This is a genomic window from Methylobacterium sp. SD274 (genome assembly GCF_017355285.1).
Classification (GTDB): domain Bacteria; phylum Pseudomonadota; class Alphaproteobacteria; order Rhizobiales; family Beijerinckiaceae; genus Methylobacterium.
In genome coordinates this window covers 39,599-55,838 of sequence record NZ_JADIJP010000022.1, presented here as the reverse complement: position 1 = coordinate 55,838, position 16,240 = coordinate 39,599, and the positions used below count along the sequence as shown (strand labels likewise).

Here is a 16,240-nt window from a genome sequence, read left to right as displayed (position 1 = left end):
AAAGAGCGAGCATCGGGCCGATTCGCACCGATAGGATAGTCCGAACATGAAAGAGGCCGCCGCGATGGTCCGCGACGGCCTCTTTCATGACTTACGAGGCGATCAGGCCTCGCCTTCGTCCAGATCGTCCGCCGTGGGCTTGGCGGTCTCGAGGATCTTGTCGGCCAGCAATCCCGAATTCTGCCGGATCGCGGCTTCGATCTTGTTGGCGATGTCCGGATTGTCGCGCAGGAACCCCTTCGAGTTCTCGCGGCCCTGGCCGAGGCGCTGGCTCGCATAAGAGAACCAGGCGCCGGACTTCTCCACGATCCCGGCCTTCACCCCGAGGTCGATCAACTCACCGACCTTCGAGACGCCCTCGCCGAACATGATGTCGAACTCGACCTGCTTGAAGGGCGGCGCGACCTTGTTCTTGACGACCTTGACGCGGACCTGGTTGCCGATGGCCTCGTCACGATCCTTGAGGGTCGAGATACGACGGATATCGAGGCGCACCGACGCGTAGAACTTCAGTGCATTGCCGCCGGTGGTCGTCTCCGGGCTGCCATACATGACGCCGATCTTCATCCGGATCTGGTTGATGAAGATGACCATGCATTTCGAGCGCGAAATCGAGCCCGTGAGCTTGCGCAGGGCCTGGCTCATCAGGCGGGCCTGAAGGCCGGGCTGGCTGTCGCCCATCTCGCCCTCGATCTCGGCGCGGGGCGTGAGCGCCGCCACCGAATCGACCACGAGCACGTCGATAGCGCCCGAGCGCACCAGGGTGTCGGTGATCTCCAGGGCCTGCTCGCCGGTATCGGGCTGCGAGATCAGGAGATCGTCGAGCTGCACGCCGAGCTTGCGCGCATAGACCGGATCGAGAGCGTGCTCCGCATCCACGAAGGCGCAGACGCCGCCCTTCTTCTGGGCCTCGGCGATGGTGTGAAGGGCAAGGGTGGTCTTGCCTGATGATTCGGGGCCGTAGATCTCGATCACCCGGCCACGCGGCAAGCCGCCGACGCCGAGCGCGATGTCGAGGCCGAGCGAACCGGTGGAGACGGTCTCGACCTCCGCCACCTTATCGTTCTTGCCGAGTCGCATGATCGAGCCCTTGCCGAAAGCACGCTCGATCTGGGACAGCGCGGCATCGATCGCCTTCGCCTTGTCCTTGTCCACCATCGGGGAATCCACAACTTTCAGCGCGGGCTGAGCCATTCGTCGGCATCCTTATGCATGGGGAGAGCTCAAGGCTCAATGTGCCTCGGATGCGAATGATGTACTTGTTTTGTTCTCTTTTTGCAAGGTGCCGGGTGCTGATTTCGCATCATTCGGCGGGAGAACGTCGCCCTAACGGGCGATCGTCTCCTTCACCGTTTCCACGAGCTGCTTGAGGCTGAAGGGCTTGGGCAGGAAGTTGAAATCCTCGCCGTCGGGCAGGTTCTTGCGGAACGCGTCCTCGGCATAGCCGGATACGAAGATGACCTTCAGATCAGGACGGTGCTTGCGCAGTTCGCGTAGCAGCGTCGGGCCGTCCATCTCCGGCATCACCACGTCGGAGACGACGAGGTCGATGGTTTGGTCGACATCGCTGATGAGGGCCAGGGCGTCCAGGCCCGAGGCCGCTTCCAGCACCGTGTAGCCCCGTGCCGACAGGGCCCGGCTGTTGACCGCGCGGACCGGGTCCTCGTCTTCCACCAGCAGGATCACGCCCTGCCCGGTATGATCGGGCGAGGGTTTGCGCGGGGTGGATTGCCCGCTGCCGGGCTTTTCGAGGTCGCGCGCGCCCCTGAGACGGCTCGCGGCGATCTCCGCGTTGCTCTGAGGGGCGGCGGCGGCGGCGATTTCCGGAACGGGCTCGGCCGCGGGTTCGTGACGCGGCAGGTAGATGCGGAACGCCGTTCCACTGCCCACGGTCGATTGCACGTCGATGGTGCCGCCGCTCTGTTTGATGATGCCGAACACGGTGGAGAGGCCGAGGCCGGTCCCCTTGCCGATATCCTTCGTGGTGAAGAAGGGCTCGAAGATCTTCTCCATCACGTCGGGCGGGATACCCTCGCCGGTATCGAGCACCTCGATCAGGACATGATCGCCCGCCGGTGCGCCGGGTTGGCGCTCGTTGGTCTCTTGGCCTTCGAGGATGTTGGCGGTGCGGATGAGCAGCTGGCCGCCATTCGGCATCGCGTCACGGGCATTCACCGCAAGATTGACGATGACCTGCTCGAACTGGTTCACGTCGGCCTTGATCGGCCAGATGTCGCGCCCGTGCTTGAGGTCGAGATCGACACGCTCGCCGAGCAGGCGCTTCAGCAGCAGCGTCAGATCGGACAGGGCTTCGCCGACATTCATCACTTCCGGGCGCAGGGTCTGACGCCGCGAGAAGGCCAGCAGCTGCCGCACCAGGCTCGCGGCCCGGTTGGCGTTCTGCTTGATCTGCATGATGTCCTGGAAGGCCGGATCGGTCGGCCTGTGACTGGCCAGCAGAAGGTCCGAATATCCGATGATGGCCTGGAGGACATTGTTGAAATCGTGTGCGATGCCGCCGGCGAGCTGGCCCACCGTGTCCATCTTCTGCGTCTGGGCGATCTGCTGTTCGAGCTGGCGCTGCGCCGTGGTGTCGAGGGCATAGAGGATCACGCGCTCGCGATCGGCCGGCGTGGCCGCATCCGCTGCCGCCGAGGTGTCGCCGCCGGCCGGGCTGAGCCAGACCCGCGCGGAACGGTTTCCCGGCCCCGCCAGCGCCACCTCGATCGGTTGGACCTCCACGGTCCCGTCGGCGGCCTTCACCAGGGCGCCCTCGAGGACGGCCCGGTCGCGGTCGAGAAGGGCTTCCCACATCGTCGGCTCGGTGCCGAGCTCGCCACGCCCATCCGGCACGGCCTGGCGTGGGGTGCCGCCGAACAACCGGGCGAAGGACGCGTTGGCGCGGGCGATGCGCCCGGTCCGGTCGAGGGTCGCGATGGCGATGGGGCTGTTGTTGAGGAAGCGGGCGAGCCGCACCTCGGCGGCGCGCTGCGGCTCGTCGCTCTCGGCCCCGGCCGAGCGGTTGAGCACGAAGGTGCGCGACGGGCCCGGCTTGCCGTCCTGGCCGAAGGCGACGCGATGGTAGAGCCGGGTCGGCAACGGCTGGCCGTTGCGGCGCCGCAGGTCGAGGTCGAACCGGTCGGTGCGCACCTCGCCGGGCAATCCCTCGGTGGCGGTGAGCACGTCGGCGCTGGGCGCAATATCGGGCAGGCGCAGCCCGCCTGACCCCACGGTCGCGAGGTCGTAGCCGAGCCAGAAGGCCAGCGTCGCGTTCATGTAGACGATGGAGCCTGCCGGATCGATGGACAGGAAGCCGGCCGGCGCATGGTCCAGATAATCGATCGCGTGTTGAAGCTCCTGGAAGACGTTCTCCTGGCGCTCGCGCTCGTGCGTGATGTCGGTGACCGTCCACAGGGTCGCCGGGAGTCTCGGCCTCTCCACCGCGCGCACGGCGATGCGGAACCAGGCGAAGGCGCGCTCGGTCTCGCCCTGAGGCGGGGGCGCCATGCGAATTTCCTCCACGTGGCCGCGCCCGTCATGGGCTGCCTGGGCGAGGCGGTAGACCGCCTCCGACACATCGGGCGAGCCGACGAAGACGCGCTCCACCGGCCTCAGGTTCGAGAAGGTCTCTCCACCGGAAATACGGAGATAGGCTTCGTTGGCGTAGATGAGGCGGCCGCCATCCTCCACCACGATGGCGCCTTCGGGCGACGCGTCGACGATGGCTTTGGTGATGTCGTCGCGCCCGGTCTGTCCCGAGAGCTGGAGCGCGCCGATCGCCAGGGCGAACAGGCAGAACACGCCCGCCATGGCCAGCAGCGCGAGGAGGCCGAGGATCAGCGGCTGCGCCTGTTCGTTCGCGACGAAGGACAAGCCTACCGCCGCGCCCACGAGAAGTCCGGCGAGAACGAGGAGCAGTCCGACCCGCCCAGGCCTCTCCGACCGGTCGATGGCGCTCGACACCGGTTTCGTTGGTCCGCTCACCTCAGCCATTTCGGCGCCATTCCACCCTCGACCGATCCCGGTTAGCGCCCGGGCCGCGTCGGCAGCAAGGGTATCCTCAGGACGTCACGGACCAGTCTCGTCAAAAAAGGTGCATAAAGCGTGGCGTTTTCACGCCGCGCGGCGCTTCAGCCGCATGACGAAGCCGATCACCTCCGCCACCGCGCGGTAATGTTCGGCCGGAATCTCGGAATCGATCTCCACCGTGGCATGGAGCGCCCGGGCCAGCGGCGGGTTCTCCATGATGGGAACATCGTGCTCCTTGGCCACGGCCCGGATGCGCAGCGCGAGGGAATCGACGCCTTTGGCGACGCAGATCGGAGCCGCCATCCCGGCCTCGTAGCGCAGGGCGACGGCATAGTGGGTGGGGTTGGTGAGAATGACCGTGGCGGTCGGGACGTCGGCCATCATGCGCTTGTTGCCCCGCGAGGCGCGGATCTGCCTCATGCGCCCCTTCACTTCCGGATTGCCCTCGCTCTCCTTGTGCTCCTGTTTCATCTCCTCCTTGGTCATGCGCAGCTTCGAGCGCCAGCGGAAGCGCTGATAGAAGGCGTCGCCCATGGCGATGACCACGAACATGGCGAGCATGCCGCCGAGAAGCTTGAGGGCGATGCCCAGGATGGCAGGCAGCATCGCCGCGGGGTCGAGCCGGGCGAAGACCTCGAGCCGGTCGCGCTCGTTCCACAGGATGGTGCTGGCGACGACCCCCACCAGCATCAACTTGGCCAAGCCCTTGATGAACTGGACCATGGCCTCCACGCCGAAGATGCGCTTGACGCCGGCCATCGGCGAGATACGATCGAATTTCGGCATCAGGGCATCGGTGGAGAAGACCAGGGGGTGCTGGACCAAACCGCCGGCGAGGCCCGCAATGACCACGAGGCTGACGGGAATCATGAGCGCCTGGCCGCAGATCAGCAGCATCCTCATCCCCATCTCGGTATAGGCGGTGGGGTCGGAGGGGACCTGATGCGCGTTCATCAGGAAGGCGCGCAAGCTGACGAGGAGGTCCTTGGCGATCGTTCCCGATGCCAGCAACAGCGCCATCGTGAAGGCGGACAGGATGAAGAAGGTGTTGACCTCGATGCTGTTGGCGACGTTGCCCTGCTCGATCGCTTTCTCGATGCGCCGCTGAGTCGGCTCTTCTGTCTTGTCTTCCTGATCGCTGTCGTCGGACATGGCTCAGCGCTCCCCTGTCCGCTGTCTCACAGGTCCTTTCGACACTGCCGTCACCGCCCGGTCAACTCGCCGAGATAGCGGCCGATGTCGTCGAGGAAGACACCCATCATGATGCCGAGGCTGCCGAACAGGATCAGCATGCCGATGAGGACGGAGGCCGGCACGGCGATGAAAAAGACCTGCATCTGCGGCATCAGGCGCGAGAGCACACCGAGCCCGACATTGAACAGGATGCCGAACGCGATGAACGGCGCTGAGATCTGGACCGCCAGGAGGAAGCCCCGCGCCATCGCCCGAAGGGCGAGCTGGGCCGCCTCCCCCATGGCCAGTATGCCGCCGGGCGGCAGCATCACGTAGCTTCGCCCGATAGCGTCGAGAGCCACGTGGTGCAGATCCGTGGCGAGGATGAGGGTGATGCCGAGCATCATCAGGAAATTGCCGAGCGCCGCCTGCTGGCCGCCCTGCGTCGGGTCCACGGTCATCGCGTAGGACAGGCCCAATTGCTGCGAGACGATGACGCCCGTGGTCTGCAATGCGGCCAGCACCATGCGGACGGTGAGGCCGAGGACGAGCCCGATCAGCAATTCGCCGATAAGAAGCGAGATCAATCCGGGGGCCGCGAGGGTGGCGCCCTGCATCGGCAGGAGCGGGCGCACCATCGGGAACAGGATCAGCGAGACCAGCAATGCGAAGGCGAGGCGGATGCGCGGCGAGACTGATTGTTCGCCGAGCCCCGGCAGCAGCATCATCAGCGTGCCGATACGCGCGAAGGTGAGCAGGTAGGCCGCCGCGATGCCAGGCAGAAGCAGGTTCATGACCCTGCATAGCAGCGCCCGGCCCGGCGCGTCACCCGCCGGACACGATGCGGGCGGCGATGCGGGTCATGTAGCCGGCGAGCGCATCACCCATGAAGGGCAGCATGAAGAGAAGCGCTGCGAAGACCGCGACGATCTTGGGCACGTAGATGAGCGTCTGTTCCTGGATCTGCGTCAGCGCCTGGAGCAGCGAGACCACGAGACCGACGACCAAGGCGACGATCATCAGCGGTCCTGCGACCTTGAGAAAGACGAAGATCCCGTCCCGGGAGACGTCGAGGATGGCAAGGCCGGTCATGGAAGTGAGCTCGCGGATTGTTTCAGGGCGGTGGCGATGTCGGCCGGCATCTCATCTGCGCCCTCGTCCTGAGGTGCCGGAGCGGAGGCCTGGAAGGAGGGCTCCAGTTCGCTCGCCGGGCTCTGGAGGGCTCCTTCGAGGCCCGCTGACGCGGGCACTTCATGATGAGGAGGCGGGTAGGAGGGCAACGAAAGGCGGTGGCGACTAAATCTGCATCCGCATGATTTCCTCATAGGCGGAGATCACGCGGTCCCGGACGGCGACCAGGGTCTGGAGTGCCGTCTCGCTCTCCGCCACGGCGGTCACCACATCGACGACGTTGGCCTTGCCGCCCGCCACTGCCAGGGTTTGCGCATCTGCCTTGGCGCCGCTCTCGCCGATCTTGTCCAGGGCCGAGGAAAGAAGCGACGTGAAGCCGCCATCCGCTGCCGAAGTCGGGGCGATCTTGGGCGCGCCGCCCTTCATGCCGCCGATATTCTGGACGGCGGCGTAGGCTCCTGCGGCAAAGGCGTTGGTCGGCATGGCGGCGGACTTTCGGAGGGAGAGGAGCGTCAGGCCTTGAGGATGGCGAGGGTGGCGTTGATCATCTTGCGGGTCGCGGTGACCATGTTCAGATTGGCCTCGTAGGAGCGTTGGGCCTCGCGCATGTCCATGTTCTCGATCAGCCCGTTGACGTTGGGCATCCGCACTTCACCGCGCGCATCGGCGCTGGGATTGCCGGGATCGTATTTGGTGCGGAATGGAGAGGGATCGCGCCTGACCCGCCCGGCCTCCAGCATCGACGCGCCGGTCTCCCGGTCGATGTGCTGGGTGAAAGTCGGAATCTTGCGCCGATAGGGTTCGGCGCCGACCGCGCTCGGGGCCGAATCCGCATTGGCGATGTTTTCGGCGATGATCCGCATCCGGCCCGACTGGGCCTTGAGACCGGATGCGGCGATGGTCAGGGATTTGAGGAAGTCCACGGCAGGTTCTCCGCAAGCTCAGAGGGCGGGACGATCAGCGCTTGCCGATGGCGATCTTCAATTTGTCGAGGCTCTTCTGGTACATCGTCGCGGCGAATTGATATTCGGCCTGGTTGTCACCCGCCTTCATCATCTCCTCCTCCAGATTCACTCCGTTCCCGCTCGGCCTGATCTCAAAGCCATTGAACCGGCGGGGATCGGCACCCGGTCCTTCGGGACCGCCGTTCAGGGCGATGTGGGCCGGGCTGGTGACCGCGAGGCCCGAGTTGCCGCCCATGGAGCCTGCCGGCTGAGCGAGGTCGCCGGCTCCGTTGCCGAAGCGCGGGCTCGCGAGATCACGCGGTTTGAAGCCCGGCATGTCGGCGTTGGCGACGTTCTCCGAGAGCAGCTTCTGGCGCGTCTGGTGCCATTGCATCCGGGTGCGGAGCATGGACAGGATGGGAAGGTCGGTGACGGACACGGTGCTCGAAGCCCCTCGGCGCCGCCGGAATCTCCCGGAGCGCTGGGCAAAATCTGCCGCCTCCATGGTTAATGTTCGGTTAAGAACATTCCTGGACGCGACCGGCGTTCGGGGCGGAAATTTTGTGTTAACGAAGTCTTAAGGAAGAATGCCTGACCAAAGGCTGACCGGGATATCGGCTCCCGCACGCGCCGCCCAATCAAACCGAGTTAGCAGATAGCTTCGATACGGCCTGATGTGCCGTTCGTGAACGATGACGGGTCCGTTTTCGCTCCTCCTCCAGCACATAGCTGAGCTTTACCAGGACCATGGGACATCCCCCCCCCTCTGCAGAGCGGATTATACCAGATGGCCAGACGGAGGCTGATAATATAAATTTACATTTTTACTGATTAACAGGCTGGCTGGATTTTGCTTGCGCCATTAGAGTTCTCGTTTCGGCTGGGCATAATGTATCCGCTGATCAACAGATTTAGTCTCTCCGTTCAGGCGAGGACGAAGAGCGCCATTTCGCAAGCAAATAAATGGCAGCCATGACAAGCAGAATCGGGATGCTAAACCATAGCCATCCCATATCCGGGTAATGGCTGCCCGCTGGGCTGGGGGCCGGTTGGGTCCGACCCGCTTCGGTATGTGGTTGGTCTACGGATTGTGCGAGTGAAGCGGTCGTAGTCACCACCCATATTGCTGGGGTAAGTCGTCTCGCTTTGGACATGACGGATCACTTTCACGCTGACAGTTGCGAGGACGCGACAGCCGGATACTGATCAGGGGTTCGGTACGGTTTCATCCTGCTCGACCGCGTTGGTTATCTCGTCCCCTGTCATCCATTGCACCCCTGCGGGAGAATGAATGGCATGCGCGAATAATCCCATTTGAAGTTTCGTTTTGGCGGCTGCCAGGGCCTTCTCGGAGCTTTCATGCTCCTCGTGATTCCATTGCCCGCCGGCTCGGTTGGTGCTGTCGCCCCATTGCAAGATCCACATCGCGTGCTCCTTCTTCGAGGATCAATCCTGCAATACCCCCGGCTGGTTCCGCGTACGGTGTCGGACAGTGACGGGTCGGCAATCAGATTGACCTTCGGCCTCTCTCAGCCGTCCTTCAGGCTCGAACCCGATGCGTCCTTGCGAAGAGCGCGGCCAGAGCCGCGAGGCAGGCCGTCAATCCCGCCGGGAAGATCAAGGCGAAGATACCGATCGCGCTGTAGACGGCGGCACCGCCAATGGCTCCGATCAGCAGGGCCAACCAAACTGCGGCATCACCAATCCAGCCCAGCGGCGGTCCCGTCCTCGTGAAGGCAGCGGCGATCTTCTGGCCGAGGCTGAACAGCGCTCCCGTGATGAACGTCGTTCCCGCCCGGAAGCCCTGCACCGAGCCGAGAACCGCGTTCTGTGCGCCCATGGCGAGAGCCAGGAAGAACGACACCAGACCTAAATCAGGCAGTTGCAGCCCGAGGGCGAACGCTCCGAAGACCAGGATGGCCTCGTAGGTCAAGACGATCGTCGTCTTCCAGGGCGCGGGCGTGACGATCGACAGGCCGCTGGCAATGGTCGACCCGAGCAGGAACGTGACGATCAGGACTGCCGGTTTTACGATGCCGTCCACCGCACCGTGAGAGATCGACACCCCCATCTGTGTGGTGTTGCCACTCATGAACGATGTGTAGAGCCCAGTGAGCTGAATGAACCCGATGGCATCGATGTAGCCCGCCAGGCCGGTGAGCAGCAGGCCGAAGGTAAGTTGTGACGGTCGGTTCAAGATCCCGCTCTTCGATACGCCCACACAGTTCGACGCGCTGCCAGTCTACCTTGCCGTCCTGACGGCGTCTGGCGCAAGAGCCGGATGGGTGCAGCTCCCGACACGTTAGAACGGGTCGCCGGGAGATGGGCCGGCTGGACTTTTGAAGGACGCCATGGCCGGCCAAGAGGTCATGCGGGTGTTCCTCAGCGGGAATACGACGCTGCTCATTGGATGGATGGTGACGGGAGCGCGCGGCGAGAGGGAACACTGACCGCCGCCGGCTCCCGTAACGGTGGCCGACGTGCCGCCGTTCCTGCAGGTGCCGCGCGCGAAGTAGTCGACGTGTTGAAGGAGTTCCGTGACCTTGTCACCCGGCAGACCGAGGTCACTAACCGGATCGCAAAGACCGTCCGGGTCATCCGTGACCAGCGGGGGCCTGACAGCGGGTTACTGACCGCAATCGTGTGAGAGCGAGCAATCGAGAACCAAATGCACAGATGCGATGCACGTGTTCAGCGCGCCCTTACAGCATACTGGACCCGACGCTGCGCATCCCGACTTTCGGTCATTCTGACAGCACGATCTGGCCCCGCCCGGTGAAAACCGGAGCGGGGTTTCCTTAACGCGTCTTTGCGCAGCGGTGTCTGCTGATCAGTAGCCGCGATAAACCGGGCGACCGTAGGGCCGGTAGTAGGGGCGGGCGTAAGGCCTCGCATAGCCAGGGCCATAGAAGCGGCGCGGGCCGTGATTGATGGAGCCGTTGCCGCGGCAGCGCCCGGTGAAGCGGTCAGGGTAATAGCCGAGGCCGCAATATCCCGCCGCCTTGGTCACAAGACCGTCCTCCAACGCGCCCGCAGCCGGTGCAGCGGCGAATGGGGCTGCCTGTGCGGCACTGCCAAAGCCAATGGCGCTGGCCACGATCGCAATCGCAGAGAGCATTTTGAACGTCATCGTTTTCCTCCAAAACCAACCTTAGGCTGGGCATATCGATGAGCCCAAGCCGTCGCATCAAGGAACCTATACGCCAACTCGATGAATGCGGCATGAGGGCCAGTCACCCTTCACCAGCCCGGTTCACACCACAGCGGATTCTGGTTTTCAATCGAACCAGCGACGAGGCGTGAATCCATAGACGGCCAGGAGCGCCAGCATCGCAAGTAGGAATGGCAGATCGTAGAGAAGCGCCAAGATCAGCAGGCCAAAGTAGCCGATGGCGGCCGAGGCCATGATAACCGCAACATACGGGCTCATTGCTTAGTGCCCCTTCCGAGTCTCCCGCTGCCTGTTTTCACAGCTTGTCCAACTTGGTCATCAATCAGACGGTTCGGTGCATTCGGCACGATAATGCTGTTTCAGCCTTGCACAAACGTATGGTAGCCCATACAAGACTATAGGTAAATGAAATCTATAGTTGTATAATTCACGATCCAATGAAAAAATCAGTTGGCCGCCTTATAAACAATATCTCCGGCGTCGTATTATCTGCTTGGCCGGGTCGAAAGCTGCGAAGAATAGAAACTGAGATCGCCAGAATGGAGCGGATCATTGAAAAAGAAACAATGATGAGTTCGCCTAAACATGATTTAATTAGAAATGCAGAGATGGTTCTTCTAAAACTCAATGGCGACAAAACAAAGTCGCGAAAGAAAAGCCGTCATACCGCATAAATATTGTAGGATAATAAAAATTTTTCTGCTGTAGTGGTACATAACACGTCAGAATCTTACGTAAACATGATTGCCGCTACCGTAAGAGTTCCTGCTTTGCTTAGTCAGATGCATATCGGTGGAACGCCTCATCCGATTAAGGAAGTGCAGAGTAAGGCGGATCGAAACTTTGCCTTGTCGAACGAGGCGACGGGAACCCCTACGTAAGATCCCATCTTTCGGACAAGATGCGATAGGTTTCTGGCGTCCTTACTTGATACATCTACTCCGCAAGGCCGCGTGAGAATGAAAGCCCGTAGTCTGACTAGATATGCCCGCGAATACGCTAGGCTGATGCTACAGCCGGCCTTTCGATTTCCGAATTGGATTTGAAGCAGCGGAATATCCAGCGGATCCCTAGCGCGCCAAGTGCCGTCGCTGCGCTCCAGCCCAACGCGCTATCACGCGGTAGGTACGTTATCAGCCCAAACCATATCTGATAGCTCAGCCATAAGAGTATGAGGCCCGCGATGCCCTTGAGGGGCCTTACGACATATCGAGATTGTGTCGGCACCATTGCTCTTGGCCCCCAAGTCCTGCCCATCCAGGCAGTTCGAGCTTCACCGTTAATATCTGCGCGCTTGCACAGATGACGTGAGACAAGATCCTGCTCGAACATCCGTCTCGCCCAGTCGTTGGTCTCGTTCAAGACGCCAGCGAGGACACCATGACCGAGAAGAAAACGCCCCAAACCGATGAGGCAGGCCCAATGGCTGCGCCGGACCCTCAGGATCCGCTGAACGTACCAATGGATCAGGTCATCACGAAAACCTCGAAGATCGAAGGCAGCCATACGCAGGAAACCATCGATCCGGCGGAGCGGCTGTCTGATGATCCCGAGGAGCAGAACGATCTCGCTTGACCCTCTGCGTGTTGCGAATTCTACCCCGCATGGCTCCGGCCACGCGGGGCATTTCGCTCATCGCTCAACGGGTCAGGCAGCCCCAACCTCGAATTCCATTCCCCGCCCGGGACCCTGGTCGGTATAATCGACTAGTACGTACCCGCGCTCAGCCAAGTCCGCTTCGAGGATATCGCGGTGCTTCCGGTACATCTGGCCGATCGCCAGGGGGGTCAGCCGGGGGTTGCCGCGTCGCAACTGCTCGACGCCAATGCTGACCGGCGCTCCTTCGCGGTCGGCAATCCGAGCAAGGGCAAGCGCCAGTTCGGCGGCCTTCGTCTCCGAGGCGGATTTTGCTTTGAACGCCATCGCGGTCCCCTTCCCTCAAGCCACCCGCAGGGCTGAGCCGGCATACTCGAACCTTAGGCTTCGACAACTGATCGAGGAAACCCCGCGGGCCTTATCGGCCAGTTCAATCGCAAACGCAGCGCTTCTTCGATGATCGCGAAGGACGAGTGCAATCGTCGCCCCGAACGTGAGGCCGTCGTGCCGGCTCAAGCCGGCCTGCAGAAGAAGCGGACCCGGTCGACGAAGTTCGAGATGCTCAGTCCGCGCTTCACGACACAGATTCGGAATAACCCAGCGCGCGTGGTCGAAAGATAGGTCCGTCGTGGCGACCAATCCGCGGGCCTTAACCCCTCGGCCTAATCCGAAGCACGAAGGCTGTTGATGAAACGCCTCGCTATCTCGCGCACAGCCTCATCATCTCGGGTGTCGTCATGAGCCTTGTCCCAAAGATGATCCACGCTGCGGTCGAGTTCGTCCAGTAAGTCCGGGTGGCGCTGGGCGACGAACCGAATCGTGCCAAACAGCAGATGCTCAATCGCGATTTCCCGGCGGTTCGCATCCGCGATCTTGTCCGAGGTCGGGGTGTGAGGCGTATTTGTCATAAACCCACAACGTCACGCACCCTCGCTAGGTTCGCCACGCGAACCCGGTACGAGTGCCGCAGCACCGTGCGTTTGCGGCACGCGAGACGAGGCAGATATCTCGACACAGGACTCGTGGCTCGAACGGTCATCCGGTGCGTCTAACGCTTCACCGCCCAGATCGGCACGGCACCGTGCGGTCGCCCCGGCACAGTCCGAAAGTATCGCGTCCGCTCAAAACGGATGAAGTCCGGCTCGACCTTCGACACGAGATCGCTACTCAGAACGAGGGCTCCGCAGAAATCGGAGCGGATCACGCCGAGTTCGGGGTGCACGCCGAACAAGTCCAGCGTCGTCCAGCCGAGACGGCCAGCCTCGTCGGCGTACTTGTCGAGGAAGTCCAGGGCCGCGGCATGGACGCCCTGCCAATTCTGTACCGTCAGCCCAGGGCAAGGGACCACATTAGGCTTCATGCTGAGGAAGGCTTCACGCCACGATTGGGGGCTGCCCGGTTCGATCTTGAAGGCGGGTGATGCAGACATGGGGCCCGGCAGTTGTGATGGGCCGGACGGAATAGGGGGCGCGGGGCGGAGGCGCTATGCCCGATGCATCACAGGTGACGGCCCAACGTCATCATCCAATCAGTCCGAAGCGGTGTAGGAGCTTCTGTCCATCAAGGCCGCGGCGAACGATTCCCGATGGCGGGCGTTTAAGGCCATGCTTGCGCGATCGCCCCTTCGACAGTCTCATTCCAGGGCATCGGCTATCGCCGATCGTTTCGAGGCTGGAGACGTCACGGCGGGGCTGACGCTCGCAGGCGCCAAGGATCATCCGGCCGTTCGAGCGCTAGGGCTAGCGAGCGAAATCGGGAGTTGGAAGTCGCTGCTCGCTCTGTCGGCTGGTGCTTTGGCCTTGGGCATCGTGAAGCGCGATCGCCGCCTCGCACAGGCAGGCCGACACATGCTCCAGGCCGGTATTCTGGCGAGCGTCGTGAAAACGAGCTTGAAACGGACGGTGCATCGAACGCGCCCAAACGTCCTCATGGATGAGGGGATTTACGCGCGAGGGTGGCCCGGAACCGGCAACGGACCATGGCAATCCTTCCCCTCGGGCCATTCCGCCCTGAGTACTGCGGTCGCTTGTGCCGCCGCTCGAGTCTATCCTGAGGTCAAGGGTGCCGCGTATGTCACCGCTGCCGGGGTTGTCGCAGCTCAAGTTCTACGCGGGGCGCATTTCCCCGCAGATGTGTTGACAGGCGCTCTGATAGGTCTTGCCGCAGAATCGGTGGTCAATAGGCTCACGACGCAAGGCCCGAGGACGCGTTCCTAGCCAAGTTCCCCCACAAATAGGTCGGCTCGCTCCGGCTGTCTCTCGCATCTCAACCTGTGCATGCAATGTGCAGGCTCGTTTAGATTATTATCGCGACGGATCTGTTTTCAGCACCGAGACGACCGGCACGCGATAGTCATTCCGCCGGATCGCGCCGGGCTCCAGCCGCCACAACCTTCATCATGGTGTCGGGCAGCGGGCGCTGTAGCTCGAGGGCGATCTCGGTCGGCGCCTCGAGCCACGCCCGCCACTCCTCCGGTGTCGTCAACAGGACCGGCATGGCCTTCGGGTGAACCGGGCCGACGATCCCATTGGCCTCTGTCGTGAGGAACGAGAACAGCCGGTGCTCGGCCTCCTCTCGGTCGGGGTTCTCGGCCTTGGTACCGCGCACGCCGGTCCAGGGACGCCAGATGCCGGCGAAGGCGAAGAGCGGACGGTCGTCATCGAGGGCGAACCACGTGGGCGTCTTCTTCGGCTTGGTGTCCGCGTACTCGCTGAAAGAGGAGACCGGGACGAGACAGCGGTATTCCGGCTTCAGCCAGGGCCGCCAGTGCGGGCTCTTCACGTTCCGGACGTTTGTGACCGGATGCTCGCCGTACTGCTTCGGACCTGGGATGCCCCATCGAAACATCTCGAGGGCCTGCCTGCCATCCTCGATCCGCACGATGGGCGCCATCTGGTCGGGGAAGATGCCCGGCATCCTCGGGAGGTTTCCGGCGCGATCCTCCGCAACGCCGAATGCATTACGGATGTCTGCCTGCGAAGTGATGAGGCTGTAGAGGTTGCACATTCCAGCACCATTCTGCCGCAGCTACGAACGGCCTTCTGTCACGTTAGCCGAGGCCCTCGGAAGGACAGACGATGACCTCAGACCCACGCACCGCCGGCCCCCGCCCGCCTTTCCCCGGAGACCAGCAGCAGGAACGACCTGGCTTGACCTCGAAGATGACGCCCGTGCCGGACCATGGTGAGGAGAGCTATGTCGGCAAGGGGTTGTTGATCGGCAAGGTCGCCTTGATCACGGGTGGCGACAGCGGAATCGGACGCGCGGTGGCGATCGCCTATGCCCGTGAAGGAGCGGATGTCGCAATCTCCTACCTGCCGGTTGAGCAGTCCGATGCGGAGGAGACCGCTCGGTGGATCGAGAAGGCCGACCGGCGTGCTCTGTTGCTGCCGGGCGATCTACGCGACGAGGCGCATTGCCGTGAACTCGTCGCTCGCACCGTCGAAGCGCTGGGTGGCATCGACATCCTGGTGAACAACGCAGCTGCGCAGACGGTCAACGAAGAGCTCGACGACGTGACGTCGGAGGATCTCGAAGGGTCGTTCAGAGCCAATGTGTTCGCCATGTACTACCTTTGCCAAGCAGCGGTACCACACATGAAACCCGGCTCCGCGATCGTCAATTCGACCAGTCAGCAGTCCAAGATCGCCGATAAGACGATGCTGATCTACGCAGCGACAAAGGGCGCCATCGCGAGCCTCACCATTGGCTTGTCGAACTTGCTCGCCCCCAAGGGTATTCGGGTGAATTGCGTGGCGCCCGGCCCGATCTGGACACCCATCCAACCCATCGTGAAAAGCCCGGAGCAGATCGAGAAGCTCGGAGAGGACACCCCCCTTGGCCGAGCGGGTCAGCCTGCCGAGCTCGCGCCGGCCTATGTCCTTCTGGCTTCGCGCGAGGGCAGCTACATGTCCGGCGCGTTGGTGCCGGTGACAGGAGGCACTCCCATGTTCTAGGCGGGCGGCACATCCCGGCATCGTCGAAAACGGCCGACACGTCACTGTGGGGCTGGACGAGTTCCGTGAGGCGGCGGCTTGCCGGTAGCGGGGTGCGCGATCGACCTACAGACCTCTCTGAGCTGATTTCTCCTCTGTACAGGATCGCACCAAGTCGGAACCAGCACGGCCTCTTGGGCATGACCTCGTGTTCCTCCCCTGAACGGACTTCGCCCGCCCGGCTCATGCCGCGGCGGGCT

General features: G+C 62.8%; 20 protein-coding genes. 4 read left to right on the top strand and 16 right to left on the bottom strand.

Annotated features, from left to right (window positions below; genetic code table 11):
• Positions 1–102 precede the first annotated feature (102 nt).
• The 12 genes from recA to IPV08_RS17800 form a co-directional block, all read right to left on the bottom strand.
• A complete protein-coding gene (gene recA / locus IPV08_RS17855) occupies positions 103–1,194 on the bottom strand; it encodes a recombinase RecA (RefSeq protein WP_056432636.1) in 1,092 nt (363 codons plus the stop codon).
• A 132-nt stretch (positions 1,195–1,326) separates the two neighbouring features.
• A complete protein-coding gene (locus IPV08_RS17850) occupies positions 1,327–3,993 on the bottom strand; it encodes a response regulator (protein ID WP_207412856.1) in 2,667 nt (888 codons plus the stop codon).
• Between the two features lie 120 nt (positions 3,994–4,113).
• Positions 4,114–5,181, bottom strand: coding sequence for a flagellar biosynthesis protein FlhB (flhB, locus tag IPV08_RS17845; protein ID WP_207412855.1), 1,068 nt, complete (start codon positions 5,179–5,181; stop codon positions 4,114–4,116).
• Positions 5,182–5,231: 50 nt separating this feature from the next.
• Positions 5,232–5,996, bottom strand: a complete 765-nt coding sequence (gene fliR, locus IPV08_RS17840; protein ID WP_207412854.1) for a flagellar biosynthetic protein FliR — start codon at positions 5,994–5,996, stop codon at positions 5,232–5,234.
• Positions 5,997–6,027: 31 nt separating this feature from the next.
• Positions 6,028–6,294 carry a flagellar biosynthesis protein FliQ gene (gene fliQ / locus IPV08_RS17835; RefSeq protein ID WP_027174271.1) on the bottom strand — a complete coding sequence of 89 codons (267 nt, stop codon included), beginning with the start codon at positions 6,292–6,294 and terminating at the stop codon, positions 6,028–6,030.
• Between the two features lie 204 nt (positions 6,295–6,498).
• On the bottom strand, positions 6,499–6,816 hold the full coding sequence (gene fliE / locus IPV08_RS17830) for a flagellar hook-basal body complex protein FliE (protein WP_056432623.1): 318 nt from the start codon (positions 6,814–6,816) through the stop codon (positions 6,499–6,501).
• A 29-nt stretch (positions 6,817–6,845) separates the two neighbouring features.
• Positions 6,846–7,256, bottom strand: a complete 411-nt coding sequence (gene flgC / locus IPV08_RS17825) for a flagellar basal body rod protein FlgC (RefSeq protein WP_056432620.1) — start codon at positions 7,254–7,256, stop codon at positions 6,846–6,848.
• Positions 7,257–7,290: 34 nt separating this feature from the next.
• Positions 7,291–7,716, bottom strand: coding sequence for a flagellar basal body rod protein FlgB (gene flgB / locus IPV08_RS17820; protein WP_056432617.1), 426 nt, complete (start codon positions 7,714–7,716; stop codon positions 7,291–7,293).
• A gap of 767 nt (positions 7,717–8,483) precedes the next feature.
• The gene (locus IPV08_RS17815; RefSeq protein ID WP_207412853.1) at positions 8,484–8,702 is read right to left on the bottom strand and encodes a hypothetical protein; all 219 of its coding nucleotides are present in this window, start codon (positions 8,700–8,702) and stop codon (positions 8,484–8,486) included.
• Positions 8,703–8,817: 115 nt separating this feature from the next.
• Positions 8,818–9,474, bottom strand: coding sequence for a YoaK family protein (locus IPV08_RS17810; RefSeq protein WP_207412881.1), 657 nt, complete (start codon positions 9,472–9,474; stop codon positions 8,818–8,820).
• 633 nt (positions 9,475–10,107) lie between these two features.
• Positions 10,108–10,407 (bottom strand): hypothetical protein, encoded by a 300-nt coding sequence (locus IPV08_RS17805; RefSeq protein WP_056432608.1) that lies wholly within the window; start codon positions 10,405–10,407, stop codon positions 10,108–10,110.
• Between the two features lie 147 nt (positions 10,408–10,554).
• A complete protein-coding gene (locus IPV08_RS17800) occupies positions 10,555–10,707 on the bottom strand; it encodes a hypothetical protein (RefSeq protein WP_207412852.1) in 153 nt (50 codons plus the stop codon).
• 1,122 nt (positions 10,708–11,829) lie between these two features.
• Here IPV08_RS17800 and IPV08_RS17795 point away from each other — a divergent pair.
• On the top strand, positions 11,830–12,024 hold the full coding sequence (locus IPV08_RS17795) for a hypothetical protein (RefSeq protein ID WP_207412851.1): 195 nt from the start codon (positions 11,830–11,832) through the stop codon (positions 12,022–12,024).
• 72 nt (positions 12,025–12,096) lie between these two features.
• Here IPV08_RS17795 and IPV08_RS17790 read toward each other — a convergent pair whose 3' ends face one another.
• Positions 12,097–12,372: an adenylosuccinate synthase gene (locus IPV08_RS17790; protein WP_207412850.1), complete on the bottom strand. Its 276-nt coding sequence runs from the start codon at positions 12,370–12,372 to the stop codon at positions 12,097–12,099.
• Between the two features lie 129 nt (positions 12,373–12,501).
• On the opposite strand from IPV08_RS17790, the gene IPV08_RS17785 reads away from it, so the two are divergent.
• The gene (locus tag IPV08_RS17785; RefSeq protein WP_207412849.1) at positions 12,502–12,666 is read left to right on the top strand and encodes a DUF4113 domain-containing protein; all 165 of its coding nucleotides are present in this window, start codon (positions 12,502–12,504) and stop codon (positions 12,664–12,666) included.
• A gap of 41 nt (positions 12,667–12,707) precedes the next feature.
• On the opposite strand, the gene IPV08_RS17780 is transcribed toward IPV08_RS17785, so the two are convergent.
• The gene (locus IPV08_RS17780) at positions 12,708–12,953 is read right to left on the bottom strand and encodes a hypothetical protein (RefSeq protein ID WP_207412848.1); all 246 of its coding nucleotides are present in this window, start codon (positions 12,951–12,953) and stop codon (positions 12,708–12,710) included.
• A 140-nt stretch (positions 12,954–13,093) separates the two neighbouring features.
• Positions 13,094–13,474 carry a hypothetical protein gene (locus IPV08_RS17775; protein WP_207412847.1) on the bottom strand — a complete coding sequence of 127 codons (381 nt, stop codon included), beginning with the start codon at positions 13,472–13,474 and terminating at the stop codon, positions 13,094–13,096.
• A gap of 175 nt (positions 13,475–13,649) precedes the next feature.
• Between IPV08_RS17775 and IPV08_RS25110 the strand changes: the two genes are divergently transcribed.
• Positions 13,650–14,261: a phosphatase PAP2 family protein gene (locus IPV08_RS25110; protein WP_207412846.1), complete on the top strand. Its 612-nt coding sequence runs from the start codon at positions 13,650–13,652 to the stop codon at positions 14,259–14,261.
• A gap of 136 nt (positions 14,262–14,397) precedes the next feature.
• On the opposite strand, the gene IPV08_RS17765 is transcribed toward IPV08_RS25110, so the two are convergent.
• The gene (locus IPV08_RS17765) at positions 14,398–15,051 is read right to left on the bottom strand and encodes an SOS response-associated peptidase (protein ID WP_207412845.1); all 654 of its coding nucleotides are present in this window, start codon (positions 15,049–15,051) and stop codon (positions 14,398–14,400) included.
• A 71-nt stretch (positions 15,052–15,122) separates the two neighbouring features.
• Between IPV08_RS17765 and IPV08_RS17760 the strand changes: the two genes are divergently transcribed.
• On the top strand, positions 15,123–16,001 hold the full coding sequence (locus tag IPV08_RS17760) for an SDR family oxidoreductase (RefSeq protein WP_207412844.1): 879 nt from the start codon (positions 15,123–15,125) through the stop codon (positions 15,999–16,001).
• Positions 16,002–16,240 lie beyond the last annotated feature (239 nt).